We start from the raw sequence: 26,513 nt of genomic DNA, 5'->3' as shown, positions 1-26,513 counted from the left end.
GTTTGCCCGGGACCCGCCGACAAGAGTCGAAATCCGCGCCAGCTTTGGGCATGCTGCGACAGTGGGAGTCCACAGTGCGGGTGGAGGGGTGTCGTGGCGACCTTTCAATGCTCCTCGTGCGGCCGGGAGATCAAGCCGGCCGTTCGATGCCCGCACTGTGGGGCAGATCAACCACAGTGGGTCGAGCACCTGGCCGACATTGAGCGTTCGATAGCGGAGATGAAGGCGCGCGACGCCGCCATCGCGCGCGAGCAGCGCCAGATCGCCGCCAAGATGCAGGCCGCGCTCTTCCAGCGGGACATCCTCGCCCACGCCGGCGAGGAGCGCATCAAGCAGGCCACCCGGCCACGCCGGGTGCTGCGCCGCCGTCCCGGCCGGCGGCCACCGACCGCCACCATGGGCGCGCCGCCGCGGGTGCCCCGCCAGGGCGCTCCGACCGCCCCGGAGGATCCGCCGCCCCCGCCCCGGGCCACCTGGCTGGACGTGGACGACCCGGAAAACCCGCCGGAGGCCTCCTCCCGCGAGGTGCAGAACATCCCTCTCGGGTTGGGTGCGCTGCTGCTCGGCGTGGCCGCGGTGGTCTTCGCCGCCGTGGCCACCAGTTCGATGGACGCGCTGGCCCGGCTGGGCATCCTGCTGCTGGCCACAGTGCTGATGCTGCTGACCCCACCGGCGCTGGCCCGGCGCGGGCTCACCTCGACCGCCGAGACCATCGCCGCGGTCGGCCTGCTGCTGGTGCCGCTCGCCGGCAACGCCCTCTGGGCGGTGGACCGGATCGGCGCCGACAGCGGCTCCGGCACCGTCTTCGCCGGGGTGATCTTCGCGGTCACCGCCGTCGTCGCGTTCGGGTACGCCCGTTGGACCGGTCTGCGCGCGCCCCGCTTCGCGACGGTGCTCGCCGCGCAGCCGGTGCTGCCTCTGCTCGCGTACGACCAGATCACCGGCCCGGGCGGCTGGGCACTGGTGCTGGCCGTGGTCGCTCTCGTCAACCTCGGCCTGACCCGCTCCAGCGTGACAGTCGAACGCCCCGTCCGGCAGGACCTGCCATCGCCGGGAACGCCGTCGGCGCCCCGCCGACGCGATGCCGAGAGCCGGCCGGAGGGCGACCCGGAGGAGGCCGCCGAGCTGATCGACGCCGGCGCGGGCTCCGCCGACCCGGAGCCGGCCCGCCCGGTGCCCGGCCTGCCGGAGCTGACCTGGTTGCTGCACGCTCTGGCGGTCGCCGTCGCGCTGGCGTACGCGGTCACCGCCCTGCTGCGGGCACAGGCCGTGCCGACCGCGACCGGCGCCGGGGTGGTGCTGCTGCTGGCCGCCCTGATCGGGCTGGCCGGCGCGCTGGTGCTGCGTCGCCCGCCGCTGCCCGACGTGGCGGCCGGCGTCGTCACCCTGGCCGTGATCGGCGCGCTCAGCCGCATCGCCTCGGTGGCCCTCCCCGGTCGGGCGCTGCTGCTGATCGCGGCGGTCATCACGGTGACCGGGCTGGCGGTACGCGCCGTCCCGGAGGCGGCCCGACGTGGCCCGCAGATCGCGTCCGCGGTGGCCCTGACAGTCAGCGGTCTGGTGGTCGCCGGTGGCGCGCTGCGCGCCGGGGTGGCACCGGTACGGGCGGCGCTGCCCGCCTGGGACCCGGACCTCAGCCGGTACCCGGGCGAGTTGGCCGCCGCCGTCGGGCCGACCGGCTGGCAGCTCGCGGGGGCCGCGTTCCTGCTCACCATCGCGGCGGTGCTGGCCCTGCCCACCGAGATCCGCCGGGAGTTCGCGGTGGCCGGAGCGGCGCTGACCGCGCTCGCCGTACCGGCCTCGTTCGGTCTCGGCTGGGCGACGGCACCGTGGCCGATGGTGATCACCGCGATCGGCATCGGGGTCATCGGGCTCTCCGCCCGCACCGACCGGGCCGCTCTGGCGCACGCCGTCGGGGCGGCAGTGGTCGGCCTGTTCGGTGCGGGCGCCAGCCTGACCAGCCCCACCCTCACGGCCGCGGTCCTGATCACCCTGTTCGCGGCCGGCACGCTGGTCGCGCTGGCGCCCCGGATCCGGATCGCCTCGGCCGCCGCCGACACGGTAACCGCCTGGGCCGCCGGTGGCGCCGCGTTCGCGCTGCCCGGTGCGGTGGCCGCGTTCGTGGCCGCGACCATGCCGAAGGACCCGACCCCCACTCCGGCGAGCCTGCGAGAGGTGACAGTCCCGATCCTGGCGGCCAGCTTCCTGGCGGTCTGTGTGACCCTCGGCTACGCCGCCGTCGTGCAGGTCTCCCAGCGCCACATCCCCGCGCCGCTGTCGGTCGGCACCGGGCTGGGCGCGCTGGTGGTCACCGCCGCCGCGTTCGGAGCGCCCGGCGCGACCGTCGCCGACGCCTGGGTCGGCGCGCTCCTGCTGGTCGCCGCGGTCCTGCTCTTCCTGGCCCCCTCCATCGACGCCGGCCGTCGCGCCGACCTCACCCTCGACGGCTCGGACCTGGCCGCCGCGGCGGTCACCACCGCCCTGATCGCCACCCTGGTACGGATCGGGGCGGTCCTCGCCCCGGGCGCGCAGCTGGCGGTGGCCGCCGCCCTGCTCCTGGTGGTCGCCGTGGGCGCCCGCAGCATGCCCGAGGAGTGGCGACGCGGACCGATCCTCGGCCTCACCGTCGGCGGCGCCCTGATCGGGGTGCTCGCCGGCTGGTCGGCGGTGCGCGGTGGGGTCGGCGTGCTGGCCACCCCCGGCCCCATCTGGAGGGGCGACCTGAGCGACTGGCCGGCCGCCCCCGTCGGCGGTGCCACCTGGCAGGCGCCGGTCGCGCTGGCGCTGCTGGCCCTCGCCGCGGGCATTCTGCTCCCACCGCCGTGGCGCTGGGACGTGTCCGGGGTGGCGGTGGTGCTCGCCACCATCGGCGCGCCGGCCGCGTTCGATCTGGCCTGGTGGTCGCCGGTCCTGGTCGGCGGAATGGTCGCCACCGTGTTCGGCATGGCCGCGGTGGCCACCGAGGAGGCGCGCGCCGGGCTGTCCCGGGCCACGGTGGCCGGGGTCGTCGCGCTGCACGCCGCCGGAGCCGGGCTGGTCCGCCCGTGGACCACAGCCCTGGCGCTGGGCAGCATCGCTCTGATCGGCGTGGTGGTGGCCACGCTGGCCCGCGTTCTCGCCGACCCACAGGTCACCGACATCGACACCGAGGGGATGCCGCCCCACCTGGCGCAGATCGGTGGCGCGGCGATCGGTGCCGCCCTGCTGGCCCTGCCCGGTGCGGTGGCGGCACTGTCCGCCGAGTTCGAACACTCGGCGGAGGTGGTGCTGACCGCCGCGCTGGCGGCCACCAGCCTCGGCCTGGCCGCCGTGGCAGCGGTGCGGCGACAGGTGCCGCAATATCTGCCCTGGGTCAGCGTGGCGGTGGTCGGCGGGGCCACCATCAGCGCCCTCGCGGCCATCCCCACCGGCCTCGCCGCGGGCGTCTACGCGGCCGCTGCCGCCCTGCTCGGTGTGCTGGCCGAGCTGATCCGCGCGGCCACCGTGCCGCCCACCGGCGCCGCCCAGCCGGTCCGGCGCTGGGCGGTACGACTCGACGGCGCCCTACGGCGGCTGCCGGACGACCCGGAGCGACGACGGTGGCGGGTCAACCCGGCCGCCGGCGCGTTGGCCGCCGCAGCGCTACCGACCGCCCTGGCGCTCGCCTCGATCGGGCCGGCGCTGATCACCGCCCTCGTCGAGCCGCACCGCACGCTGACCCGGATCTGGCAGGGCCCGCCGCCGGGGCTGCTCACCCCGCCGCCGGACGTGGTCGATCCGACCCACGTGCTGACGGCGCTGCTGCTCACCGCGACGGCCGCGCTGGCCGCCACCGGCTTCAGCGGCGGGCGACGGTCCCGGGCCGTGCCGGTGGTGTTGCCCGGGGCAGCCGTCACGCTGCTGATCGCACCCATCGCGCTGGGCCAGGGCTGGCCCGCCAGCACCATCGCCGCGCTCTCCGTCTTCACCATCGCGATGCTCGGTCTCGCGCTGACCCCACCACCGCCGCTGGTCGAGCGGGCCCGCTCGCTGCGGCTGGCCCGGGTGCTGGTGTTCGCCATCGGTCTGGCCGGTGGGAGCGCCGGGCTCGCCGGCAGCCTGGCCGACCGGCAGATGACCCTGTTCACCCTCGGCAGCGCGGTCGGGGTCGGCGCGGTGGCGGCGCTGTACGGCACCACCCAGCGGGCGCGCATCCTCGGCTGGCTCTTCGCCTCACTGATGGCGCAGCTCTTCGTGCTCACCGCCGGCCTGGTCGCCGGGCTGGCGGCGGTCTGGTCCGCGTTCGGGGTGCTGGCCGTCGGCGCCGTCCTCCAGGTGCTCGCCGCCACCCTGCCCCGGCTGCGCCGCCCCGAGTCGCAGCGGGAAGCCTCCACCGTGGAGTGGTCCGGCTACGCCGCCGCGCTGATCGCGTTGGCGCTCGCCTTCGACTCGCCCCGACACATCGCCGCCCTGCTGGCCGCCTGGGGCGCTGTCCTCGGCGTGGCGGCCACCCGACCCGGCCGTCGGCCGGTGGAACGCCGGATCCTGTTCTGGGCGGTGGTGCTCTGCGAGATCACCGCGTGGTGGATCCTGATGCGGGTCGCCGACGTGGCGCTACCCGAGGCGTACACGCTGCCGTTCGCCGCGCTTGCCCTCCTCGTCGGCGTCCTGGAACTGCGCCACCGACCGGACATGAGCAGTTGGGTGGCGTACGGTCCGGCGCTGGTCGCGGCGTTCGTGCCGACGCTCGCCATCGTGCTGGCCACCGAGTCCAGCACGATGCGGCAGATGCTGCTGTTGCTGGGCGCGGTCGCGGTGCTGATCTTCGGCTCGTCCAGTCGGCAGCAGGCCCCGGTGATCGTCGGTGCGTCGGTCACCGCGATCGCGGCGATCCACGCCCTGTTCAGCCTGGGCCCGTGGCTGGCGCTGATCCCGGTGGGCATCCTGCTGCTGGTGCTCGGCGCGAGCAACGAGCGCCGCCGCCGCGCCCAGGAACGCCTACAGACCGCCCTGCGCGGCATGAGATGAATCGGAGGGTCACGGCGGTGTGGGTGAGTGGGCGCGCGGTGAGTGTGCCGGGCTCGCGCGTCACCCGCGCCCATCTCGCGCGATCTTGCACTTTCTGTTGTGGCATAAGGGATGAGAGCCGCGAAACAGCGACCGAAAGTGCAAGATCGCGGGTGCGGTGCGGTGCGGTGCGGCAGGGCGGGGGTGCGGGAGGGCTAGCGCAGGGTGGCCTGGAGGGCGGTTTCCTTGTCTGCCACCAGCTTCTCCAGGTCCTGCTGGTAGGTCGTCATCTTGGCGCGCAGGTCCTCGTCGGTGGCACCGAGGATCCGTACGGCCAGGAGGCCGGCGTTGCGGGCGTTGCCGATCGACACGGTGGCCACCGGAACCCCGGCCGGCATCTGCACGATGGACAGCAGCGAGTCCATGCCGTCGAGGTGCTTCAGCGGCACCGGCACCCCGATCACCGGCAGCGGCGTCACCGAGGCGACCATGCCGGGCAGCGCGGCGGCACCCCCGGCCCCCGCGATGATCACCTTGAGACCCCGGTCGGCGGCGTCGCGCCCGTACTCGATCATCGCGACCGGAGTCCGGTGCGCCGAGATGATCCGCACCTCGTACGCCACGCCGAAGTCGTCCATCACCTCGGCGGCGGCCCGCATGGTCGGCCAGTCCGAGTCGCTGCCCATGATCAGCCCAACCGTGCTCACTGCGGCCCTCTCGTCGTCGGCGAAATCGTGGCTCACTCGTGGCCCTCGCGCAGCCAGCGCGCGGCCCGTGCCGCCCGCGCCCGCAGGTCGTCCAGGTCGTCGCCGAGCACCGTGACGTGCCCGATCTTGCGGCCGGGTCGCACCTGCTTGCCGTACAGGTGCACCTTGGCACCCGGCTCGGCCGCGAAGAGGTGGTGCAACCGCTCGTCGATCGACATCCCGCCCGGCTCACCGCCGAGCACGTTCGCCGAGACCACCACCGGGGCGGTCAACGCGGTGTCACCCATCGGGTAGTCCAGCACGGCCCGCAGGTGCTGCTCGAACTGTGAGGTGCGGGCACCCTCGATGGTCCAGTGCCCGGAGTTGTGCGGACGCATCGCCAGCTCGTTGACCACGATCGCCGGGCGACCGGCGTCGTCACGCACCTCGAACAGCTCCACCGCCAGCAGACCGATCACCCCGAGCGCGGTGGCCAGGTCGATGGCGAGCTGCTGGGCGGAGACCGCCAGCTCCTCGTCCAGGCCGGGTGCCGGGGCCAGCACCTCCACGTTGATGCCGTCGCGCTGCACCGTCTCCACCACCGGGTACGCGGCCACCTGGCCGAACGGCGAGCGAGCCACCTGCACGGCCAGCTCCCGTCGCAGCGGCACCCGCTCCTCCACGATCAGCCGGGTGCCGCCAGCGAGCAGGGTGGTTGCCAGCTCGGTGGCCTGAGCGGCGTCGTCGACCATCCAGACGCCCCGACCGTCGTACCCGCCCCGGGCCGCCTTCAGCACCACCGGCCAGCCGACCTGCTCGCCGAAGCCGACGAGGTCGGCGGGCTCCCCGACCGGCCGCCAGGCCGGGTTGGGCGCGCCCAGCTCGGTCAGGCGTTCCCGCATGACCTGCTTGTCCTGGGCGTGCAGCAGCGCGTCCGCCGGCGGGTAGAGGGGCACCCCTTCCGCGGCCAGCGTGCGGATGTGCTCGGAGGGCACATGCTCGTGGTCGAAGGTGACGACGTCGCAGCCCTTGGCGAAGGTACGCAGGGCGGCCAGGTCGGTGTGATCGCCGTACTGGACGTCGGCGGCGACCAGCGCCGCACCGTCGTCAGGGGCGGTCGCGAGCACACGCAGTGACTGGCCGAGGGCGATCGCGGCCTGGTGGGTCATCCGGGCCAACTGGCCGCCACCCACCATGCCGACAACTGGCAGACCGGTACGGGAATCCATAGCGCGGCCAGCCTATCCGGGCCGCCGACGCGCCCACCCGGAGGGCCGGCGATCCACCTGCGCGGGCGCGGGGAGGACCACCCGGCGGGCGGCGCGGACGACTACCGGGCGTGGCCGTGCTGTCCGCCCAGCTCGGCGATCAGCTCCTCGACGGAGGTGACCGGCCGTTGGCAGACGAAACCCCGGCAGACGTACGCGGCGGACCGCCCCTCGACCAGCGGACGGTCGGCGAGCAGCGGCACACCCGGCTGGTCCGGCCGCCCGGCGACGACCACCGCCCCGGGTGGGGCGTGCCGGCGGGCGGCGGTCACCAGCGGGTCGCCGGCCGGGTCGTCGGTGACCACGGCGATCTCGTACGGCCCGGAGAGCAACGCCTCGCCGACCATGGCCGCGTACCCGGTGAACCGGGGGTGCTGCCCGACGATCGGCGCGACAGTGCCGAGGGCCGCTTCGGCTGCCTCCCGGTAACGCGTCTCCCCGGTCAGCGCCGAGTACGCCACCAGCCCGGCGATCAACGCCGACCGGCCCGACGGGGTGGCGTTGTCGGTCGGGTCGGCCGGGCGGGCGACGAGCCGTTCCGCGTCGTCGGCGGTGTCGTAGAAGGCCCCACCGGGGGCGGCGAAACGCGCCAGGGCGGTGTCCAGCAGCTCGCCGGCCACGGTGAGCCAGCGGCCCTCGCCGGTGAGCTGGTGCAGGGCGCAGAAGGCCTCGGCCACACAGCCGTAGTCCTCCAGGACACCGGCCGGCTCGCCGACCTTGCCGTCCCGGGAGACCCGGCGCAGCCGGCCGTCCACCAGGTGCACGGTGGCCAGGTGCTCGGCGGCCTGGCGCATCGCCCCGTCGGCGACGATGGTGATGCCGTCCATCAGGTTGGCGTCCTCGTCCTGCGGGGACACGTTCCCGGCGGCGACCTGCTGGAACTCGGCGAGAGCGGTGATCGCCAGGCCGTTCCAGGCGGCCACCACCTTGTCGTCGAGGGCCGGCTGCGGGCGGGTGTCCCGGGCGGCGAGCAGCCGTCCGACCACCTGCTGCCAGCGGGCGCGCACCTCGGGTGCCGCGTCGTCCACGTCCCGGGCCAGCCGCAGCACACTCATGCCGTGTTCAAAGGTCCCCTCGTCGGTGACGGTGAACAGGTCGGCGGCGAACCGGCCGTCCTCCTCGCCCAACGCCTCGACGAGTTGGGTGGGCGTCCAGGCGTAGGTGAGCCCTTCGACGCCCTCGGTGTCGGCGTCCAGCGCGGACGCGAACCCCTGCCCCGGCCGGTGCAGCTCGTCGGCGAGGAACCGGGCGGTGTCCCGGGCCACCCGGCGGGCCAGCGGGTCTCCGGTGAGTCGCCACAGCTGGGTGTAGACCCGCAGCAGCAGCGCGTTGTCGTAGAGCATCTTCTCGAAGTGCGGCACCGTCCAGTGCGCGTCCACCGAGTACCGGGCGAAGCCGCCCGCGAGCTGGTCGTAGATGCCGCCCCGGGCCATCGCCTCGGCGGTGTGCCGGGAGATCTCCAGGCTGGTCGGGTCGCCGGTGCGCTGGTGGTGGCGCAGCAGGAAGAGCAGGTTCATGTGCGGCGGGAACTTCGGGGCCCCGCCGAACCCGCCGTTCGTGGCGTCGTACTCGCTGGCCAGCTTGGCGGCCGCGGCGTCGAGCAGCGGGGCGTCCAGCGGGGCGGTGGGGCCGCCCACGGCCTGCGCGCCGCCGATCGCCTCGACCACGGCGGCGCCCTGGCCGAGCACCGCCTCGCGCTGCTCGCGCCAGGCGGTGGCGACCGACTCGAGCAGTTGGATGAAGTTGGGTCGCGGGAAGTAGGTGCCGCAGAAGAACGGGGTGCCGTCCGGGGTGGCGAAGACGGTCATCGGCCAACCGCCCTGGCCGGTCATCGCCTGGGTCGCGGTCATGTAGACCGCGTCCACGTCCGGGCGCTCCTCCCGGTCCACCTTGATCGACACGAAGTTGTCGTTCATCAGGGCGCCGACCTGCGCGTTCTCGAACGACTCGTGCGCCATCACGTGGCACCAGTGGCAAGCCGCGTAACCCACGGAGATGAGCACCGGGACGTCCCGGCGCTTCGCCTCGGCGAACGCCTCGTCCGACCACTGCCACCAGTCGACCGGGTTGTCAGCGTGCTGGAGCAGGTACGGGCTGGTGGCGTCGACGAGTCGGTTCACCTGACGACCATAGCCAGCCCCGGCGCGGACCGCGCGGCCTCCACCCGGACGTCCCACCCGAGACCGGTCGGCCCCAGGCCACGCCGGACGGTCAGACCACTCCGGTCGGTCAGGATGCGCCGTCGGCGCGGAGCCGGAACACGTTCGACTCCGCCGAGTCGCGCAGTGACCCGAGCACCGCGCCGATCTTGTCGGCCGGCATCGGCTTGAAGAAGTGGTAGCCCTGCGCGGAGGTGCAACCCAGCTCGGCCAGGGCCATCCGCTGCTCGGCGGTCTCGACCCCTTCGGCGACCACCCGTAGCCCCAGCTCGTGGGCAAGGCCCACCGTCGTCCGGACGATCGCGGCGGCCTCCGGCGAGTCGGCCATCCGGATGACGAAGGAGCGGTCCACCTTCAGCTCGTCCACGGCGATCCGGGTGAGGAACGTCAACGACGAGAAGCCGGTGCCGAAGTCGTCGACAGCGAGTTGCACGCCCATCGACCTCAGCGTCGCCAACACCTCGTCGATGACCTCCAGCTCGCTCATCACCACCGTCTCGGTGATCTCCAGGACGAGCCGGTGCGGCGGCACCTGGTGGCGGCGCAACGCGTCGGCGATCTCCACCGGCAACCGGGGGTCCAGCAGGCTGCGCGCCGAGAGGTTGACCGAGATCGGGACGTCCAACCCCTCCCGGGCCCAACCGGCGGCCACGCTGAGCGCCTTGTTCAGCACGTAGCGGGTGAAGGTGCCGAGCTGCTCGCTGTTCTCCACCGGCCGGATGAAGTCAGCCGGGTTCAGCCACCCCCGCCGGGGATGCTGCCACCGGATCAGCGCCTCCACCCCGGTCGGCGCACCAGTGGCCAGGTCGACCGCCGGTTGCAGTGCCAGCACCAGCTGATCGTCGACAGTCAACGCCTCACGTAGCTCGGCCAGCAGGGCGAGCTGGTCGGTGCTGGCCGCGTCGCGCGCGCCGTCGTACGCGGCGACGTTGCCGCCGCCCTCCTTGGCCTGGTACATCGCGATGTCGGCCCGACGCAGCAGCTCGGTCAGGTCAGCGGTGCCGGCGGCGGCCACCACCACACCGACGGAGACCTCGATGGACATCCGTACGCCGGCCACCTCGGTCGGCGCGGCCAGCCGCTCGGCGATCTCGCGAGCCTGGCGCAGCGCGTGGGCCATCGGGGCGGCCCGGTCGCCGAGCACCGGCACCGCCGTGAGCAGGAGGGCGAACTCGTCACCGCCGAGTCGGCCGAGCAGGTCCCCGGTGCGGACCAGCGCGTTGAGTCGGTTCGCGGTCAGCCGCAGCAGTTGGTCGCCCGCCGCGTGACCGAGGGTGTCGTTGACTTCCTTGAACTGGTTGATGTCCAGCAGCAGCAGCGCCACCGGGTGGTCGTGGCTGAGCTGTCGCAGCGACTGGTCGCCCCTGCTCAGCATCGCCGCCCGGTTGGCGAGCCCGGTGAGCGGGTCGTGCACCGCGTCGTACGACGAACGGGCGGTCACCAGGCGCAGCTCGTGGTGGGTAGCGGCGTCGTGCAGCGCGGCGGCGAGCGCGTCGCCGAACGCGGCCACCGCGTCGCGTTCCCGGGCGGTGGGCGGGGCCGAGCGGGGGAACCGCACCCGCAGCCGACCGACCGGCGCGGCACCGACCGACAGCGCCCGGCTCAGCTCGTGCTCGTCCGGTTCGGACTGTTCCGGTGGTCCGGTCTCGCGGTCGACCAGTTGACCGCCGGCGTCGCCCCGGTAGCGGTGCCACCGGCCGTTGGGCCGGGCCACGTCGACGTCCACCAGTTCGGCGTTGAACAGCGTCAGCGCTCCGGTGACCGCCGCGCTGGCCACCCCCCGCTCGTCGAGCTGGTTGAGGGCCGCGGTGGCCTCGGCGAAGGCCCGCCAGGTGCGGCGCTCCTGATCCGAGCGCAACCGGTAACGGTAGGTCTGTTGCAGCAGCCACAGCAGCGGCGGCAGCAACAGCAACCAGCGCGGGTCGAGCTCCAGCAGCGCGACCACCACGAGGCCGACCGCCACGTTGCCGACGAACATCAGCAGCTTGCCGCGCAGCGCGGCGAGCAGCGGCGGCCCGATGGGCAGGCCGTGCCGCAGACCCACCGTCACGCCGCCGAGCCAGGCGGTCACCAGGAGGTACGTCACCGAACCGGCGATCACGGCCAGCGCCAGCATCGGGGTGGGCGCAGAGAGCAGCGGCCGCCCGAGCGCGGTGGTCACTGACACCGCCAGTGCCGACGCGGCGGCGAGCGACGCGGCGATCCGGACGATCTCCAGGGCCGGACGGCGGTCGTTGTGCAGTGACAGGATCGTCCAGGCCAGCCCGGTGCCGAGCAGCGTGGCGGACGGGAGCCAGCCGGCGGGGGTCAGGTAGAGGCAGACGATCAGGGCCGCCTCGCCCCAGGTGATGCTGACCATGCCCGCTGGCGAGCGGAACCGCAGCCGGGCGAACTGGGCGAGGGCGAGGACAGCGACGGCGATGCCGAAGCGGGCCGGACCGCCAAGGGGGTCGTCGGCCGGCAGCCGGACCGGGAGGGTCAACCCGACCACCGCGGCGGCCACTGCGGTCACCGTGACGGCGGCGGTGAGCACGAGCAGCCGGCCCGGTGTGCCACGCACCCCGAGCCGATCGAACGGGTCGTCGGCCGGACCGGAGGTCATCGACCTCCCCCGTCAGCCGACCGACCGACGTCGCGGCGGGCGGCCGGTGCTGTGCTGGTCATCGGCGCCCCCTCCCGCACACGGCTCGGAGACTTTTGGTCCCCCCGGCGGAAGGCTAAGCCAAACCGGGTGGCCGCAACAGGGGGCGACCACCCGGTTCGGCGTGATTCATGCGCCGGCTACCCGTTCAGGTGCTGCTGGTGCCCGTTGGGAGCGGGTGTGGATGAATCCCGCCCCCCGGTCCCGTCTGTCGGATCGACGACTGACGCATCGGCCCTGGTCGGGTCGGCCGCCCCGGACTGCTGGGGGAAACGGTCCGGCAGACGGCGCAGCCGAGAGTTCATGTTGCGGATCAGCAGGATGGTCGCGGTGGCCAGCAGCAGGATGAGGAACAGGCCCATCGGCCCGGCCAGACCACCCGTGCGGGTGTCCCCGAAGTTGTTCTCCGCGAGCACCTGGGCAGCGGTCAGCATGGCGTTCCTCCGAAGTGCGGTTGGTAACCAGGGTAGCCCTGCCCGGAATCAGCGCGCGTGCGCCGTCTCCCGCACCCCCGCGAAGAGATCGGACTCGGGCAGCGGGCTGTCGACCATCGAGCGGGCCAGCTCGTAATCCTCGGTGGGCCAGGCGCGTTGCTGCAACTCCATCGGCACGTGGAACCAGAAGCCGTCCGGGTCGACCTGGGTCGCGTGGGCGCGCAGCGCGTCATCGCGGACCGGGAAGTAGTCGGCGCACTCCACCCGGGTGGTGATCCGGGGGCCCTTGTCGGGCCGATCCTCCCACCGCTTGAGCCACTCCTCGTAGGGCGATTCCAGCCCGGCGGCCAGCATGCCCTCGTGCAGCGCCAGGATCTTGCCCTTGGAGAAGCCGATGTCGTAGTAGAGCTTCAGCGGCTGCCAGGGCGCGCCCAGCTCCGGGTAGCGCTCCGGGTCACCGGCGGCCTCGAAGGCGGCCACGCTCACCTTGTGACACATGATGTGGTCCGGGTGCGGGTAGCCACCCTCCTCGTCGTACGTGGTCACGACGTGCGGACGGAACTCACGCATCAGCCGCACCAGCGGACCCGCGGCGACCTCGACGTCCTGAAGGGCGAAACAGCCCTCGGGCAGCGGCGGCAACGGGTCGCCCTCGGGCAGGCCCGAGTCGACGAAGCCCAGCCAGGCCTGGTCGACACCGAGGATCGCCCGCGCGGCGTCCATCTCGGCCCGCCGGATCTCACCGATGTTGGCCCACACGTCGGGCCGGTCGAGCTTGGGGTTGAGCACGCTCCCGCGCTCGCCGCCCGTGCACGTCACGACCAGGACGTCCACCCCCTGAGCGACATACTTCGCCGTCGTCGCCGCGCCCTTGCTCGACTCGTCGTCCGGGTGCGCGTGCACGGCCATGAGACGCAGTTGCTCTGCCAACTTCGGCGCTCCTCGTCTGTGCCGGACGGTGGACCCGACCGGGCTCAACCGGCTGACCTGCCGGGATCTTCTCGCCGCACCCTGTCGCCGGCCAGCAGCGCCAGGCATGACCTGCCATTCCTGCCGCTGGACCGGGTGGGAGGATGGGGCTCTGTCATTCTTGCCGATGCCGCCGACAACAACGCCAGGAGATACCCGCCGGTGACCGAGACGCACGCCACAATTTCACCAGCTGCGCCGGAATTCCCGGCCGGGCGCTACGGCCGGCGTCGGGAACCGGGCGGCAAGCGCCGCCGTACGCTGCTGGCCGCGCTGGCGCTGCTGGCGCTGGTGGCGACGCTGACCGTGATCTCGTTCCGGCTCTACCGGCAGTACGGCGACCCGGTCTACGACGCACAGGTGATCACGTACACCGACATCACGGACAAGCAGGTACTCGTCCACTTCCGGGTGACAGTCCCGCCGGGTGGCTCGGCGGTCTGCGTGCTGCGGGCCCGGGACCGTGCCGGCGCCGAGGTGGCCCGCGAACAGGTCACCGTGACCGCCGCCCCCGGGGATCGGCACGTCACGACCCGGCACCGCCTGGCCACCACCGCGCGGCCGTTCATCGGCGAGGTGCTGCGCTGCCAATCACCGTCCTGAGCTGCCCGAACAGCACTGGAAACGCTGTCGATCGAGCGCCTACCGCGGGTGTCGGATCCGGACACCGGCGGTGATGGCCGACACCCTGTGTCGTACCGCACTGGTAACTTGGTAGTTCACCTGTCAGCCAGCCACGCACAACTGAGGAGAACGCCTGTGTCCACTGGCAACGAGGCGCCCGCCACCTGGCTGTCCCAGGACGCGTACGACCGCCTCCAGGCCGAGCTCGACGAGCACATCGCCAACCGTCCGGCGATCGCAGCCGAGATCAACGCTCGGCGCGAGGAGGGCGACCTGCGGGAGAACGGCGGCTACCACGCCGCCCGCGAGGAGCAGGGCAAGGCCGAGGGTCGCATCCGCTACCTGCAGGAGCTGCTGCGCACCGCGAAGGTCGGCGAGGCCCCGTCCGCCGACGCGGTGTCGCCGGGCATGGTGGTGACGATCTACTTCGACGACGACACCAACGACACCGAGACGTTCCTGCTCGGTTCGCGGGAGATCGCGGCCACTACCGACCTGACCGTCTACAGCCCCGAGTCCGCGCTGGGCAAGGCGATCCTGGGCGGGCGAGCCGGGCAGACCTGCACCTACACGGCACCCAGCGGCGCCGACATCAAGGTGACGGTGGTCAGCTTCGAGCCGTTCTCCGGCTGACCCGTCGCCGACAGCGGCCGGCCGGGTTGACCGAGGCCGGCACCGAGACACCGCGTATCCGAGGCGTGGCACCTACCGGTGTCACGCCTCGGCTGCGAAGACCACCTGGTAGCCGCTGGCCCGCAGGGCGCTGATCAGCGTGTCCGAGTGTTCGACGCCCCGGGTCTCCACCGACAGCGCGACCTCCACCTCGCCGAGGCTGAGGTGCGGGTTGGCCCGCTGATGCTCCACGTCGACCACGTTGGCCCGGTGCTCGGCGATCTGGCTGAGCAACGACGCGAGCTGCCCCGGCCGGTCCGAACAGCGGACTGTCACCCGCAGGTAGCGACCCGCGGCGGCCAACCCGTGCTCGATCACCCGCAGCATCAGCAACGGGTCGATGTTGCCGCCGGAGAGCACGGCGACCACCGGCGTCTCCACCTCGACCACGCCGGCCAGCAGCGCGGCGACCCCGACCGCCCCGGCCGGCTCGACCACCTGCTTGCCGCGCTCCAGCAACATCAGCAGGGCCCGGGAGATGTCCTCCTCGGAGACCGTGACGATCTCGTCGACCAGCTTGCGCACGTGGTTGAAGGTGATCTCGCCGGGCCGGCCGACCGCGATGCCGTCGGCGATGGTGGCGAACACGGGCAGCCGGACCGGTTCTCCAGCGACCAGTGAGGGCGGGAACGCCGCCGCGCCGGCCGCCTGCACACCGATGATCCGGACGTCCGGTCGCAATGCCTTGACGGCCACCGCCATGCCCGAGATCAGACCGCCGCCACCCACCCCGGTGATGATCGTCTTCACGTCCGGGCACTGTTCGAGGATCTCCAGCGCCACTGTGCCCTGCCCGGCGATCACGTCGGGGTGGTCGAACGGGTGGATCAGCACCGCGCCGGTGCGCTCGGCGTACGTGTGCGCGGCGACAAGCGACTCGTCGACGGTGTTCCCGGCCAGCTCGACCTGCGCGCCGTACCCCTTGGTGGCGGCCACCTTCGGCAGCGGCGCGTTGACCGGCATGAAGACGGTGGCGTGCGTGCCGACCAGGCCGGCGGCGAGGGCCACGCCCTGCGCGTGGTTGCCCGCGCTCGCCGCCACCACGCCGCGCTCCCGCTCCGCCGCCGACAACCGCGAGATCCGCACGTACGCGCCCCGGACCTTGTACGAGCCGGCGCGCTGCACGTTCTCGCACTTGAGCCAGGTCGGCCCGCCCAGGGCCGCGCTGAGCGGGCGGGAGGGCTCCAGCGGGGTGGTGCGGGTGACCCCGGCGAGCAACTCCCGTGCGGCCCGCACGTCGTCGAGACCGACCAGTTCCGTCATGCCCCGATCGTGCCACCCGCCGCCGCGGCCCTCGGCGGCGACACCGGTGTCGACAGGACGGACCGGCCGGCTCGATCGCCACGTCAGTCCGCCGCGCACCCGGTTGATCCACTCGACGGTCCTGATGTCGCGGTGTCAGCCTCGCTGCGACACCGCGACATCAGCGAACCCGAGTGGATCATGCCCGAGGTGACCCCTCCAGCCCAGGAACGGCCGGAGCGCCCGGAGCGGTCGACGGGGCCGGAGCGGCCGGCGGGACCGCGTCACCCGCCGGGACCGGGACGGCCGGGGGGACCGGGACGGCCGGCGGGACCGGCGGGACCAACGGCGCGGGCGGCATCTCCGGCAGCACCGCGCCCGGCCAGACCCCGGCGGTCTGCCACACCGGCAGCGCGCGGGCGATGCGGGCCTCCTGCGCGGCGGAGATCCGCTGGATCAGCAGGTACAGCGTCACCGCGGCGACCACGCACGCCACCGAGGGCACGATGTTGCGCAGCAGTGAGTCCCGGTAGTAGTCGACGTACTGCTGGTAGCCGCCGTCGGTGGTGGGGGTCTCCGGCAGCTTGTTGTAGGCACCGTCGTCGAGGCGGCTGACCAGCCGCTCGCCGAGGCTGAACACCAGCCAGGAACTCCACCAGACGGCCACCAGGGTCGGGGTGAACCGCCGCCAGAGGCTGTCGCGCGCCACGGCCGCCATCACCCGGGCCGGCACCACCAGGTTCGCGAACGGCACCAGCCAACCGGCGATCGCCCACCCGGCCCCGAGCGTCGGCAGCGCGCCCGGGAAGGCGTCGGTGTTCTTGCGCACCCGCCACATCCAGATGATCACCAGCACGGCGGCGGTGAGGTACGCGACCACCATGGGCAGCGACGACACCACCTGCATGATCAACGCGGCGACCAGCAGCTCAGGGTCGTTGTCGACCTTGGCCTGCCGAGCGAGGGCCATCCCGACCAGCGGGGAGAGCGCCACCACGAGGTAGAGCACGGCGGTCGCGCCGACCGCGATGCGGGCCGCCAGACCGATGCCACGCACGCGGTACGTCGGCAAGCCGGGAGTGATCGCGGCCTGGCCGACCGGCGTGTAGCACCGTTGGCATTCGTCGTGCTCGGGGGAGATGGCGTCCCCGCAGGTCTGGCAGCGCATGAGTTCCCCCGGTGTGCACGCGTGATGATGCGCGCACACCGTAGACGATCATGCGGAGGTCGGCGACCCCGTTCCGACCCGGGGGTAGCCGGGTGCGTGGCGTGTCCACGGGGCGGCCATCTCGAACTGGCCGGCCACACCGAGCAGCAGCAGCTCCGAGCCGGGCGGACCGACCAGCTGCACGGCGACCGGCAGGCCGTCCGGGCGGCGGCCGACCGGCACGACGACCGCCGGCAGGCCGGCGATGTTCCACGGCGCGGCGTACGGGGCGTACCGGATGTTGGCCGACATGTTCGCCCGCCAGGACCGCTCCGACCAGCGGGCCGCCTCCGGTGGCGCGCTGGCCAACGCCGGGGTGAGCAGCAGGTCGACCGAGTGGTCGGTGAAGAAGTCGACCGACCGTTGCCGCCACGCGGCCCGGTCCGCCTCCCGCACGTAGCCGCGGCGCTGCGCCCACTCGCCCAGCGCGACGTGCCGCCGGGTACGCCGTTGCAGACCGCGCCGGTCCAGGCCGGACGCCCGGACGTCGGTGGCGGCAGCGGCGAGCCAGGTGGCGATGCCCTGAAGGCCGAGCGCGGTGGGGTAGACCGGATCCGCCGGCACCGTGTCGTGCCCGGCGGCGGCGAGGAGCCGACCGGCGGCGGCGACCGCGTCCCGGTTCGGCGCGTCCGCCGCGACACCGCGCACCGGGGAACGCAACGAGACCCCCACCCGCAGCCGCTGCGGCGGGACGAGCTTCTCGGGGCGTCGGCCGGCGAGCACCGAGAAGCCGACCGCCGCGTCGGCGACCGTGCTGGTCAGCATGCCGTGCTCGGTGAGACCGAACCAGTCGTCGGCACCGAGCTGGCAGGGGACCACGCCCCGACCGGGCTTGAGCCCGACAAGCCCGCAGCAGGCCGCGGGAATCCGGATCGAGCCGAGACCGTCGTTGGCGTGCGCGATCGGCACCAGCCCGGCGGCGACCGCGGCGGCCGAGCCACCCGAGGATCCACCGGGGGTACGCGTGCTGTCCCACGGGTTACGGGTCACCGCGCTGTCGTCGTCGGTGAGCGCCCACAGCCCCAGTTCGGGCATCCGGGTCACGCCGAGGATCACCGCGCCGGCGCCGCGCAGTCGACGCACCACCTCGTGGTCGGCCTCCGCGACGTCGGTGCGGGCGGCGGCCGACCCGTTCCAGGTGGGCAGGCCGGCGACCGGGGTGTTCTCCTTGACCGCCACCGGAACCCCGGCCAGCGGCAGGTTCGCCAGGTCCTCCTGCTCGTCGACCTTCTCCGCCTCGGTGATCGCCTCACCGCCGCGAACGGCGCGGAACGCGGCCAGCTCACGGTCGGCTCGGGAGATGTACTCGAGGTGGTCGGCGACGACCTGGGTCGCCGAGACGTCACCTCGGCGTACGCCCCGGGCGATCTGCTTGGCGGTCGCTCCGACCCAGGTCGCCATGATGTCCTGCACGGCCATCCTTCCCCAGCGGTCAGCCCAGCGCCTGCTCCAGATCGGCGAGTAGGTCGTCGACCGTCTCGATGCCGACAGACAGTCGCACGAGATCGCCGGGAACTTCAAGCGGCGAGCCGGCAGCACTTGCGTGTGTCATCCGGCCCGGGTGCTCGATCAGGGATTCCACGCCGCCCAGCGATTCGGCGAGCACGAAGAGCTTGGCCCGGTTGCAGATGTCCACGGCGTGCTCCTCACCACCGGCGGCGCGGAACGAGATCATGCCGCCAAACCGGCGCATCTGCTTGACGGCCACCTCGTGACCGGGGTGCGAGGGCAGCCCCGGATAGATCACCTGGGCCACCTTGGCGTGCCCGTCGAGGTACCCGGCGAGCCGCTCGGCGTTGTCGCAGTGCCGGTCCATGCGTACCCCGAGGGTCTTGATGCCCCGCAGGGTGAGCCAGGCGTCGAACGGGCCGTTGATCGCGCCCATCGCGTTCTGGTGGTAGCGCAGCTCCTCACCGAGACCGGCGTCGGCGACGACCAGCGCGCCACCGACCACGTCGGAGTGCCCGCCGATGTACTTGGTGGTGGAGTGCACCACCACGTCCGCGCCGAAGGCGATCGGCTGCTGGAGGTACGGCGAGGCGAAGGTGTTGTCCACCACCAGCAGGGCGCCCGCGTCGTGTGCCACGGCGGCCAGTGCGGCGATGTCGGCGATGCCGAGCAGCGGGTTGGTCGGCGTCTCCACCCAGACGATCTTCGTGCGACCGGGCTGCACGGCCGCCCGGATCGCGGCCGGGTCGGAGACCTTGGCCGGGCTGAACTCCAGGCCCCAGCGCTGGGCGACCCGGGCGAAGAGCCGGTACGTGCCGCCGTACGCGTCGTCCGGGATCACCACGTGGTCACCGGGCTGGCACACCGCCCGCAGCAGGGTGTCCTCCGCCGCCAGGCCGCTGGCGAAGGCGAGCCCCACCGGCCCGCCCTCCAGCGCCGCCAGGCACTCCTGGAGCGCGTCCCGGGTCGGGTTGCCGGACCGGCTGTACTCGTAGCCGAGGCGGGGTGCGCCGACGGCGTCCTGGGCGTACGTGCTGGTCTGGTAGATCGGTGGGATCACCGCGCCGGTGCGGGCCTCAGGGTCCTGGCCGGCGTGAATGGCGAGCGTCTCGAAGCCGTGACTCATTCTGGTGAGGCTAGTGCCCCGTCGGAGAGGGCTGGAACGGAACCCGCGCTCCGAGGCGGGGCCGGGCCGCCAACGGCGTCGGCATAACCTGGCCCGATGAGCGGCTGCGTGTTCTGCGGGATCGTGGCGGGCGAGGTGCCGGCGTTCCGGGTGGCCGACACCCCGGACGGGGTGGCGTTCCTGGACACCCGGCCGGTGTTCAAGGGGCACGTGCTGGTGGTGCCCCGGGCGCACCTGGTGACGCTGGCGGAGTTGCCGGCCGACCTGCTGCCCGGCTACTTCGCCCTGGTCCAGCGGCTGGCGGTGGCGGTGGAGACCGCCCTGGGCGCCGGTGGGACGTTCGTGGCGATGAACAACAAGGTGTCCCAATCGGTGCCCCACCTGCACACCCACGTGGTGCCGCGAACCAAGGGCGACGGTTTGCGGGGCTTCTTCTGGCCGCGCACCCGGTACGGCGACGACACCGAGGCCCAGAGCTACGCGGACCGGGTGGCGGCGGCGTTCCCGGCCGGGGCCTGAGTCACCGTCACGCGGGTAAGGAAGCAGGACCCTCTGGTGTTGCACGCTGCGAGTGGTACGAGAGGAGATCCCCACCGTGTTTCTGCGCCGCATGAAGGCCGAAATGGTGACGCCCGACCAGGCCCTGCCGGGCCGCCCGATCGCCATGCCGGTCGCTGACCGCCACGAGGTGCTGGGCACCCCGTTGAAGGGCCCGTTCCCGGAGGGCCTTCAGGTAGCGGTCTTCGGCATGGGTTGCTTCTGGGGCGCCGAGCGGCTGTTCTGGACGCTGCCCGGTGTCTACACCACCTCTGCCGGCTACGCGGGTGGCATCACCAAGAACCCGACGTACGAGGAGACCTGCTCCGGCCGGACCGGGCACGCCGAGGTCGTCCAGGTCGTGTACGACCCCAGCAAGATCAACTATGAGGACCTGCTGAAGGTCTTCTGGGAGAACCACGACCCGACCCAGGGCATGCGCCAGGGCAACGACGTCGGCACCCAGTACCGCTCGGCGATCTACACGACCACCGACCAGCAGCGGGCCATCGCCGAGTCGTCCCGGGACGCGTTCCAGCCGATCGTGACGCGCGCCGGCAAGGGTGAGATCACCACCGAGATCGCCCCGCTCGGCAGCTACTACTTCGCCGAGGACTACCACCAGCAGTACCTGGCGCCGACCAAGAACCCGAACGGGTACTGCAACCACGGCCCGAACGGCCTGAGCTGCCCGGTCGGCGTGGCCCGTGTCGACGGCTGACCGGCGCGGGCATTCCCGTTCGGCCCTGTGATCGAAATCCGTTGCCGAGCCCGACGAGAACTCGATAACGTGGCCGTACACGTGAAAGGAGGTGGTCCAGACTTGTATAGCAATCGGACTCGTGAGGTGGCTGTCAGCTAGCCGCTGTCCTCGACAGTGATCGGCCCGCCGCGAGGCGGGCACCAGCACCATCGTCGAGACCGTGTGGCAGCGGTGCGGCGAATTCCAGGCAGCCACCCGACCCCCGGGGCGCCGGCCCAGTCCAGCCGGCCCGTGCGACAGCGCGGAGCGCCCCGGGGGTCGCTCCATATCCGCAGGAGTGGTCATGTCCATGCGCGAGTTGGTGGTCCTGGGGACGGCCAGCCAGGCACCGACCCGTCAGCGCAACCACAACGGGTACGTGCTGCGCTGGGACGACGAGGTGATCCTCTTCGACCCGGGCGAGGGCAGCCAGCGCCAACTCCTGCACACCACTGTCACCGCCACCGACCTGACCCGGATCTGTGTCACCCACTTCCACGGCGACCACTGCCTGGGCCTGCCCGGCACCATCCAACGGCTCTCCCTGGACCGGGTGTCGCACCCGGTAGCAGTGCACTTTCCGGCTGGCGGCGCCGAATACTTCGCCCGGCTGCGGCACGCCACCTCCTTCTACGAGACCGCCGAGCTGCGGGTCGAGCCCATCGAGGCGGACGGGCAGCGCATCGCCCTGCGCTGCGGCACGCTGGAGGCCCGCCGGCTCCGGCACCCCATCGAGACGTACGGCTATCGGCTGGTCGAGCCTGACGGGCACCGGATGCTGCCGGAGAAGCTGGCCGCGTACGGCATCGTCGGCCCGGCCGTCGGCGAGCTGATCCGCGTCGGGCACCTCGACCTCGACGGACGCCGCGTCACCCGGGCCGAGGTGAGCGTGCCCCGACCGGGGCAGCGGTTCGCGTTCGTGATGGACACCGGCCTCTGCGACGGGGTCTACGCCCTCGCCGAGCACGCAGACCTGCTGGTCATCGAGTCGACGTTCCTGGAGTCGGAGGCCGCGTTGGCCGCCGAGGTCGGCCACCTGACCGCGGCGCAGGCCGCCCGGGTGGCGACCGAGTGCGGGGTACGCCGACTCGTGCTCACCCACTTCTCCCAGCGCTACAGCGACCCGCGCCGGTTCCACGACGAGGCACGCGCGCACTTCGACGGTGAGCTGATCGTCGCCGAGGATCTGACCACGGTGCAGCTTCCGCCGCGCCGGGTAGCCTCGGCCGGGTGACCATCACGCTCCGCTCCGCGACCGAAGGCGATCTGATGGCGGTGGGGGCCCTGCACCAACGCTCCCGGGTCGCCGCGTACTCCGCGTTCCTGCCGGCCGAGGCGCTGGCCGACCCGACACCGGAGGCGATGGGCCGCTACTGGGTCGAGCGGTGGCTGTGGGAGCGGGACACCCACCGGATGACAGTGGCCGAGCGGGCCGGGGCCTTGGTCGGGTTCAGCCACCTGGGCCCGGACGACGAGGACGACCCGAGCACCGGGCTGCTCAACGCGATCCACCTCGACCCGCGCGAGCAGGGCCGGGGCGTCGGTCGCACCCTGATGGTGGACGCCCTGGACGCCATGCGCGCCCGGGGTTGGCGGCGCGGGGTGCTCTGGGTGCTCCGGGAGAACGCCCATGCCCGAGCCTTCTACGAGCGCGGCGGCTGGACCCCGACCGGCGCGGAGCGCGTCGAGCACATCGGCACGGCCCTCACCCCGCAACTCCGCTACACCCGCCCCCTCTGAACTCCCCCTCCCAACCCCGCCCCAGCGCCCCCGCGCCCCCGCCCCCGCCCCCGCCCCCGCCCCCGCCGATCTTGCACTTTCTGTCGCCGCAATTCGGGGCACAAGCCGCTTATGGTCGACCGAAAACGCAAGATCGGCGGGACAGGAGGGCGGGGGCGCGGGGGCGCGGGGCTGGGGTTGGGGGTTAGTGGGCTCCGAGGTGGGACAGCAGGTCCTGGCGGGTCAGGACACCCTTGGGCTTGCCGTCGACCAGGACCAGCGCCGCGTCGGACTTCTCCAGCATGCCGACCGCCTCGCTCACCGGCTGACCCCCACCGATCATCGGCAGCGGGTCGCCCATGTGCCGCTCGATGGTGTCGTGCAGGTGAGCCTGACCGGTGAACAGCGCGTCGAGCAGGTCCCGCTCGGCGATCGAGCCGGCGACCTCACCGGTCACCACGGGCGGCTCGGCCTTGAGCACCGGCAGCTGCGAGACGCCGTACTCGCGCATGTAGTCGATCGCGTCACGGACCGTCTCGGTCGGGTGCACGTGCACCAGCTCAGGCAGCCCGCCCGGCTTGCTGGCCAGCGCGTCGGCCACCGTCGGCTCGGCGCCGGAGTTGTCGAGGAAGCCGTACCGGGCCATCCACGAGTCGTTGAAGATCTTGGAGAGGTAGCCTCGGCCGCCGTCGGGCAGCAGCACCACCACCACGTCGTCCGGGCCGGCCCGGCGGGCGACGTCCAGCGCGGCGACCACCGCCATCCCGCAGGAACCACCGACCAGCAGCCCCTCCTCGCGGGCCAGTCGCCGGGTCATCTCGAACGACGCCTTGTCGGAGACCTCCACGATCTCGTCGGCGACGCCCCGGTCGTACGTCTCCGGCCAGAAGTCCTCGCCGACGCCCTCCACCAGGTACGGACGGCCGGTGCCGCCCGAGTAGACCGAGCCCTCCGGGTCGGCCCCGACGACGCGCACCCGACCCTCGGAGGCCTCCTTCAGGTAGCGGCCGATGCCGGAGATGGTGCCTCCGGTGCCGACGCCGGCCACGAAGTGGGTGAGCTCGCCGTCGGTCTGCTTCCACAGTTCCGGGCCGGTCGTCTCGTAGTGCGACCGAGGGTTGGCCGGGTTGCTGTACTGGTTGGGCTTCCAGGCGCCGGGGATCTCCCGGGTCAGCCGGTCCGAGACGTTGTAGTACGAGCGCGGGTCCTCCGGCGCGACGGCGGTCGGGCAGACCACCACCTCGGCGCCGTACGCCCGGAGCACGTCCTGCTTGTCCTGGCTGACCTTGTCGGGGCAGACGAACACGCACCGGTAGCCCTTGAGCTGGGCCACCAGGGCCAACCCGACACCGGTGTTGCCGCTGGTCGGCTCGACGATGGTGCCGCCGGGCTTGAGCAGACCGGCAGCCTCGGCGTCCTCCACCATCCGCAGCGCGATCCGGTCCTTCACCGAACCACCCGGGTTGACGTACTCCACCTTGGCCAGCACGGTGGCCTGGATGCCCTCGGTGACGTTACGCAGACGCACCAGCGGGGTGTTTCCGATCATGTCGACGACGTTGTCGTAGTACTGCACGGTGTGCCCTTCGTTGCGGCGCCGACGGTGGCGACCGGGAAGACGGTTCCTCGCCGCCCAGCGTACGTGTCGTCAGGGCACCAACCCCCCGGGGATGACCGAGCTGCGACGGGCCTCCCACTCCAGGAAGCGATCGGTTTCGGCGAGCACGCTGCCGGCCAGCCAGGTGACCATGACCGCGTCGTCGGCCAGCCCGAAGATCGCCAACGGGATCTCCGGGAGCAGGTCGATCGGCGAGACGATGTACGCCGTCGCCGCGGTCATCAGGGCCAGCCGAAGGCCGCCGTCGTACTCCCCCTTGGCGGTGGCCCGGATCATCCGGGGCAACGCGGCCAACCGGGTGCCGATCGACGGCCCGTTGCGCGCCCCCGCCGCCAGGGCCCGCGCCAGGGCCGTGAACGCCGCGCTGCGCTTCAGTGTCTTACCCATCGTCGCGCTCCTCTCCGCCGGATCAGCGTGGCGGGTCGGCGCAAGTCGGCCGGCCTCTCCCATTCAGATACCCCGTCGCGTCGGGTTCCAGGCACCCGGGTGCCGTCACGACGACAGCGGGGTGTCGGACCAGCGCGATAATGTCGCGGTATGGGGGTGGCAGATTCCGTCGTACCCGGTAGTGATCGCTGGCGGCAGGCCCGGCGGTTCGTCCGGCTGGCAGCCATCGGGACAGGCGCCACCGCGGCGGCCGCGGTGGCGACCGGCGGGGTGCTGGTCGGCCAGGCCCGGCAGGCTCGACGGACCATCCCGATGGCCGAGGCGCCGCCACCCCGCTGCGATGGGATGTACGGCGCGAAGTTCCCCGGCCCGGCGCTCACCATGGTGGTGCTCGGTGACTCGTCGGCCGCCGGCTACGGCGTGCACCGCCGCCGGGAGACGCCCGGGGCGCTGCTCGCCACGGGCCTGTCCCGTCGACTGCACCGGCCGGTTCAGCTGCACCGCTTCGCGGTGGTCGGCGCCATCTCGGCGGCGCTACGCCACCAGGTGGAGGCGGCGCTGGAGTGCCGGCCCGACATCGCGGTGATCCTCATCGGCGGCAACGACATCACCAACCGCACCCCGCGCGGCCTCGCGGTGCGCTACCTGGTCGAGGCGGTGCGCACCCTGCGTGACGCCGGGTGCGAGGTGGTCGTCGGCACCTGCCCCGACCTGGGCGCGATCCGCCCGATCCAGCCACCGCTGCGCTGGCTTGCGCACCGCTGGAGCCGTCAGCTCGCCGCCGCCCAGACGGTGGCAGTGGTCGAGGCGGGCGGCTGGACGGTCTCCCTCGGTGACCTGCTCGGCCCCCGGTTCGCGGCCGAGCCGACCCGGATGTTCGCCTGGGACCGGTTCCATCCCTCCGCCGAGGGGTACGCGATGGCTGCCGCCGCGCTCCTGCCGACGATGCTCTCCGCCCTCGGCGCGACCCCGGAACGACGGGCCACACCGATGCGCGGCGACGGCGTACGGTCGCTGCCGGAGGCCGCGCAGGAGGCGGCTCGACACGCCGGCACGGAGGTCAGCGGCGTCCAGGTGCGGGGCCGCGACCGAGGGCCGGCCGGCCGGTGGGCGCAGCTGCGCCGACGGGCGTTCTTCGGTGTCGGTGCGGTGCCGCAGCACGGGTCCGCCTCGGACACCTCGACAGTGGAGGGACTGGCATGAACGAGCGCAGCGCGCGGAGCGTGACCTCCGGCCTCGCCGGCCGGCTGGGTCGGGCGGCGGCGTTCTCGCTGCTCGCCGGCACTGTCGGAGGCGCCGCCGTCCTCGCCGGTGAGGCGTTCGTCGCCCGGCACCGACGCTACGCCCAACCGGAGCTGGGCCTGGCCCTGCGCGCCACGATCGGCCGGGCGGGCGCTGCACCGCTGCGACTGGTGCTGCTGGGTGACTCGTCGGCACTCGGTGTCGGTGTGGACCGGCTGGAGGACACCATCGGCGGGCAGTTGGCCAACCTGCTCGCCGAGGGCCCGACCGGCCGCCGGGTGCACCTGTCCAGCGTCGGCGTGTCCGGGTCCCGCTCGACCGACCTCGCCACCCAGGTGGCCCGGGCCCTGCTCGGTGAGCGGCCCGACGTGGCGTTGATCCTGATCGGCGCGAACGACGCCACCGGGCTGCGCCGGCCCGCCGACGCGGCGGCCTACCTCGGTGCGGCGGTGCACCGGCTGCGTGAGGCGCGCGTCGAGGTGGTCGTGGGCACCTGCCCCGACCTCGGCGCGGTGCGTGCGATCGCTCCCCCGCTGCGCCAGGTGGTCGGCTGGTCCGGGCGTCGGGTGGCCCGCGCGCAGACCAGCGCCGTGTTGCAGGCGGGCGGCTCGGTGGTCGACCTGGGCACCGAGACCGGGCCGGTGTTCCGGGCCGATGCGGGGACGCTCTGCCCGGACCGTTTCCACCCCTCCGCCGATGGTTACCGGGTGTGGGCGCACGCGCTGCTGCCCGCCATCGTCGCCGCGGCGGCGGCCACCACCCGGCGCTAGATCGTCGCCGGCCGCTGGTGACATTTCCCGCTGTGCCGGCTTCTTCCGCGCATGTT

Annotated in this window: 20 protein-coding genes and 1 pseudogene; 9 read left to right on the top strand and 12 right to left on the bottom strand. The window is 73.0% G+C overall.

Annotation, left to right across the window (positions count from 1 at the left end; translation table 11 throughout):
• Positions 1 to 93 precede the first annotated feature (93 nt).
• Positions 94 to 4,986 (top strand): SCO7613 C-terminal domain-containing membrane protein, encoded by a 4,893-nt coding sequence (locus tag AB0C03_RS19305; protein WP_030337956.1) that lies wholly within the window; start codon positions 94 to 96, stop codon positions 4,984 to 4,986.
• A gap of 194 nt (positions 4,987 to 5,180) precedes the next feature.
• Here AB0C03_RS19305 and purE read toward each other — a convergent pair whose 3' ends face one another.
• From purE to mca, 6 genes are all read right to left on the bottom strand, one after another.
• Positions 5,181 to 5,672 (bottom strand): 5-(carboxyamino)imidazole ribonucleotide mutase, encoded by a 492-nt coding sequence (gene purE, locus AB0C03_RS19300; protein ID WP_357638159.1) that lies wholly within the window; start codon positions 5,670 to 5,672, stop codon positions 5,181 to 5,183.
• Positions 5,673 to 5,704: 32 nt separating this feature from the next.
• A complete protein-coding gene (locus tag AB0C03_RS19295; protein ID WP_210863297.1) occupies positions 5,705 to 6,880 on the bottom strand; it encodes a 5-(carboxyamino)imidazole ribonucleotide synthase in 1,176 nt (391 codons plus the stop codon).
• Between the two features lie 101 nt (positions 6,881 to 6,981).
• Positions 6,982 to 9,039, bottom strand: a complete 2,058-nt coding sequence (locus AB0C03_RS19290; RefSeq protein ID WP_357638157.1) for a thioredoxin domain-containing protein — start codon at positions 9,037 to 9,039, stop codon at positions 6,982 to 6,984.
• 109 nt (positions 9,040 to 9,148) lie between these two features.
• On the bottom strand, positions 9,149 to 11,680 hold the full coding sequence (locus AB0C03_RS19285) for a putative bifunctional diguanylate cyclase/phosphodiesterase (protein ID WP_210867053.1): 2,532 nt from the start codon (positions 11,678 to 11,680) through the stop codon (positions 9,149 to 9,151).
• Between the two features lie 179 nt (positions 11,681 to 11,859).
• Positions 11,860 to 12,153, bottom strand: coding sequence for a hypothetical protein (locus tag AB0C03_RS19280; RefSeq protein WP_030337951.1), 294 nt, complete (start codon positions 12,151 to 12,153; stop codon positions 11,860 to 11,862).
• A gap of 48 nt (positions 12,154 to 12,201) precedes the next feature.
• Complete coding sequence (gene mca / locus AB0C03_RS19275) at positions 12,202 to 13,083, bottom strand: mycothiol conjugate amidase Mca (protein WP_357638155.1); 882 nt, start codon at positions 13,081 to 13,083, stop codon at positions 12,202 to 12,204.
• Between the two features lie 201 nt (positions 13,084 to 13,284).
• On the opposite strand from mca, the gene AB0C03_RS19270 reads away from it, so the two are divergent.
• Complete coding sequence (locus AB0C03_RS19270; RefSeq protein ID WP_357638154.1) at positions 13,285 to 13,725, top strand: DUF4307 domain-containing protein; 441 nt, start codon at positions 13,285 to 13,287, stop codon at positions 13,723 to 13,725.
• 156 nt (positions 13,726 to 13,881) lie between these two features.
• On the top strand, positions 13,882 to 14,379 hold the full coding sequence (gene greA, locus AB0C03_RS19265; protein ID WP_030337948.1) for a transcription elongation factor GreA: 498 nt from the start codon (positions 13,882 to 13,884) through the stop codon (positions 14,377 to 14,379).
• A gap of 81 nt (positions 14,380 to 14,460) precedes the next feature.
• Here greA and ilvA read toward each other — a convergent pair whose 3' ends face one another.
• The 4 genes from ilvA to AB0C03_RS19245 form a co-directional block, all read right to left on the bottom strand.
• The gene (gene ilvA, locus AB0C03_RS19260) at positions 14,461 to 15,681 is read right to left on the bottom strand and encodes a threonine ammonia-lyase (protein ID WP_030337947.1); all 1,221 of its coding nucleotides are present in this window, start codon (positions 15,679 to 15,681) and stop codon (positions 14,461 to 14,463) included.
• 178 nt (positions 15,682 to 15,859) lie between these two features.
• Positions 15,860 to 16,732 carry a DUF4328 domain-containing protein gene (locus tag AB0C03_RS19255; RefSeq protein WP_357638151.1) on the bottom strand — a complete coding sequence of 291 codons (873 nt, stop codon included), beginning with the start codon at positions 16,730 to 16,732 and terminating at the stop codon, positions 15,860 to 15,862.
• A 144-nt stretch (positions 16,733 to 16,876) separates the two neighbouring features.
• Positions 16,877 to 18,286: an amidase gene (locus tag AB0C03_RS19250; protein ID WP_030337945.1), complete on the bottom strand. Its 1,410-nt coding sequence runs from the start codon at positions 18,284 to 18,286 to the stop codon at positions 16,877 to 16,879.
• Between the two features lie 13 nt (positions 18,287 to 18,299).
• Complete coding sequence (locus AB0C03_RS19245) at positions 18,300 to 19,442, bottom strand: cystathionine gamma-synthase (protein ID WP_210862618.1); 1,143 nt, start codon at positions 19,440 to 19,442, stop codon at positions 18,300 to 18,302.
• Positions 19,443 to 19,538: 96 nt separating this feature from the next.
• Between AB0C03_RS19245 and AB0C03_RS19240 the strand changes: the two genes are divergently transcribed.
• The 4 genes from AB0C03_RS19240 to AB0C03_RS19225 all read left to right on the top strand — a co-directional run bounded on the left by AB0C03_RS19240 (position 19,539) and on the right by AB0C03_RS19225 (position 22,461).
• Entirely contained in the window at positions 19,539 to 19,961 is a 423-nt protein-coding gene (locus AB0C03_RS19240) for an HIT family protein (RefSeq protein ID WP_030337943.1), read from the top strand.
• Positions 19,962 to 20,037: 76 nt separating this feature from the next.
• Positions 20,038 to 20,700, top strand: coding sequence for a peptide-methionine (S)-S-oxide reductase MsrA (gene msrA, locus AB0C03_RS19235; protein ID WP_030337942.1), 663 nt, complete (start codon positions 20,038 to 20,040; stop codon positions 20,698 to 20,700).
• 325 nt (positions 20,701 to 21,025) lie between these two features.
• Positions 21,026 to 21,955, top strand: a complete 930-nt coding sequence (locus tag AB0C03_RS19230; protein ID WP_357638148.1) for a ribonuclease Z — start codon at positions 21,026 to 21,028, stop codon at positions 21,953 to 21,955.
• Positions 21,952 to 22,461 carry a GNAT family N-acetyltransferase gene (locus AB0C03_RS19225; RefSeq protein ID WP_357638146.1) on the top strand — a complete coding sequence of 170 codons (510 nt, stop codon included), beginning with the start codon at positions 21,952 to 21,954 and terminating at the stop codon, positions 22,459 to 22,461. Before AB0C03_RS19230 ends, AB0C03_RS19225 begins: the two co-directional genes overlap by 4 nt.
• Before the next feature lie 184 nt (positions 22,462 to 22,645).
• Here the strand turns inward: AB0C03_RS19225 and AB0C03_RS19220 are convergent, their stop codons facing one another.
• Together AB0C03_RS19220 and AB0C03_RS19215 are read right to left on the bottom strand one after the other, a co-directional pair.
• Positions 22,646 to 24,016, bottom strand: coding sequence for a cystathionine beta-synthase (locus tag AB0C03_RS19220; RefSeq protein WP_030328739.1), 1,371 nt, complete (start codon positions 24,014 to 24,016; stop codon positions 22,646 to 22,648).
• Between the two features lie 72 nt (positions 24,017 to 24,088).
• A complete protein-coding gene (locus AB0C03_RS19215) occupies positions 24,089 to 24,445 on the bottom strand; it encodes a YkvA family protein (RefSeq protein ID WP_030328742.1) in 357 nt (118 codons plus the stop codon).
• Positions 24,446 to 24,595: 150 nt separating this feature from the next.
• Between AB0C03_RS19215 and AB0C03_RS19210 the strand changes: the two are divergent.
• Positions 24,596 to 25,659, top strand: a pseudogene (locus AB0C03_RS19210) (SGNH/GDSL hydrolase family protein); the annotation flags it as partial.
• Positions 25,645 to 26,457 (top strand): SGNH/GDSL hydrolase family protein, encoded by an 813-nt coding sequence (locus tag AB0C03_RS19205; RefSeq protein ID WP_030328747.1) that lies wholly within the window; start codon positions 25,645 to 25,647, stop codon positions 26,455 to 26,457. The pseudogene AB0C03_RS19210 and the gene AB0C03_RS19205, both read left to right, overlap by 15 nt.
• Positions 26,458 to 26,513: the final 56 nt, after the last annotated feature.

Source organism: Micromonospora parva, assembly GCF_040649675.1.
GTDB lineage: Bacteria > Actinomycetota > Actinomycetes > Mycobacteriales > Micromonosporaceae > Micromonospora > Micromonospora parva.
The sequence above is the reverse complement of the archived record's forward strand: the minus strand, read 5'-3'. Positions and strand labels throughout refer to the sequence as shown.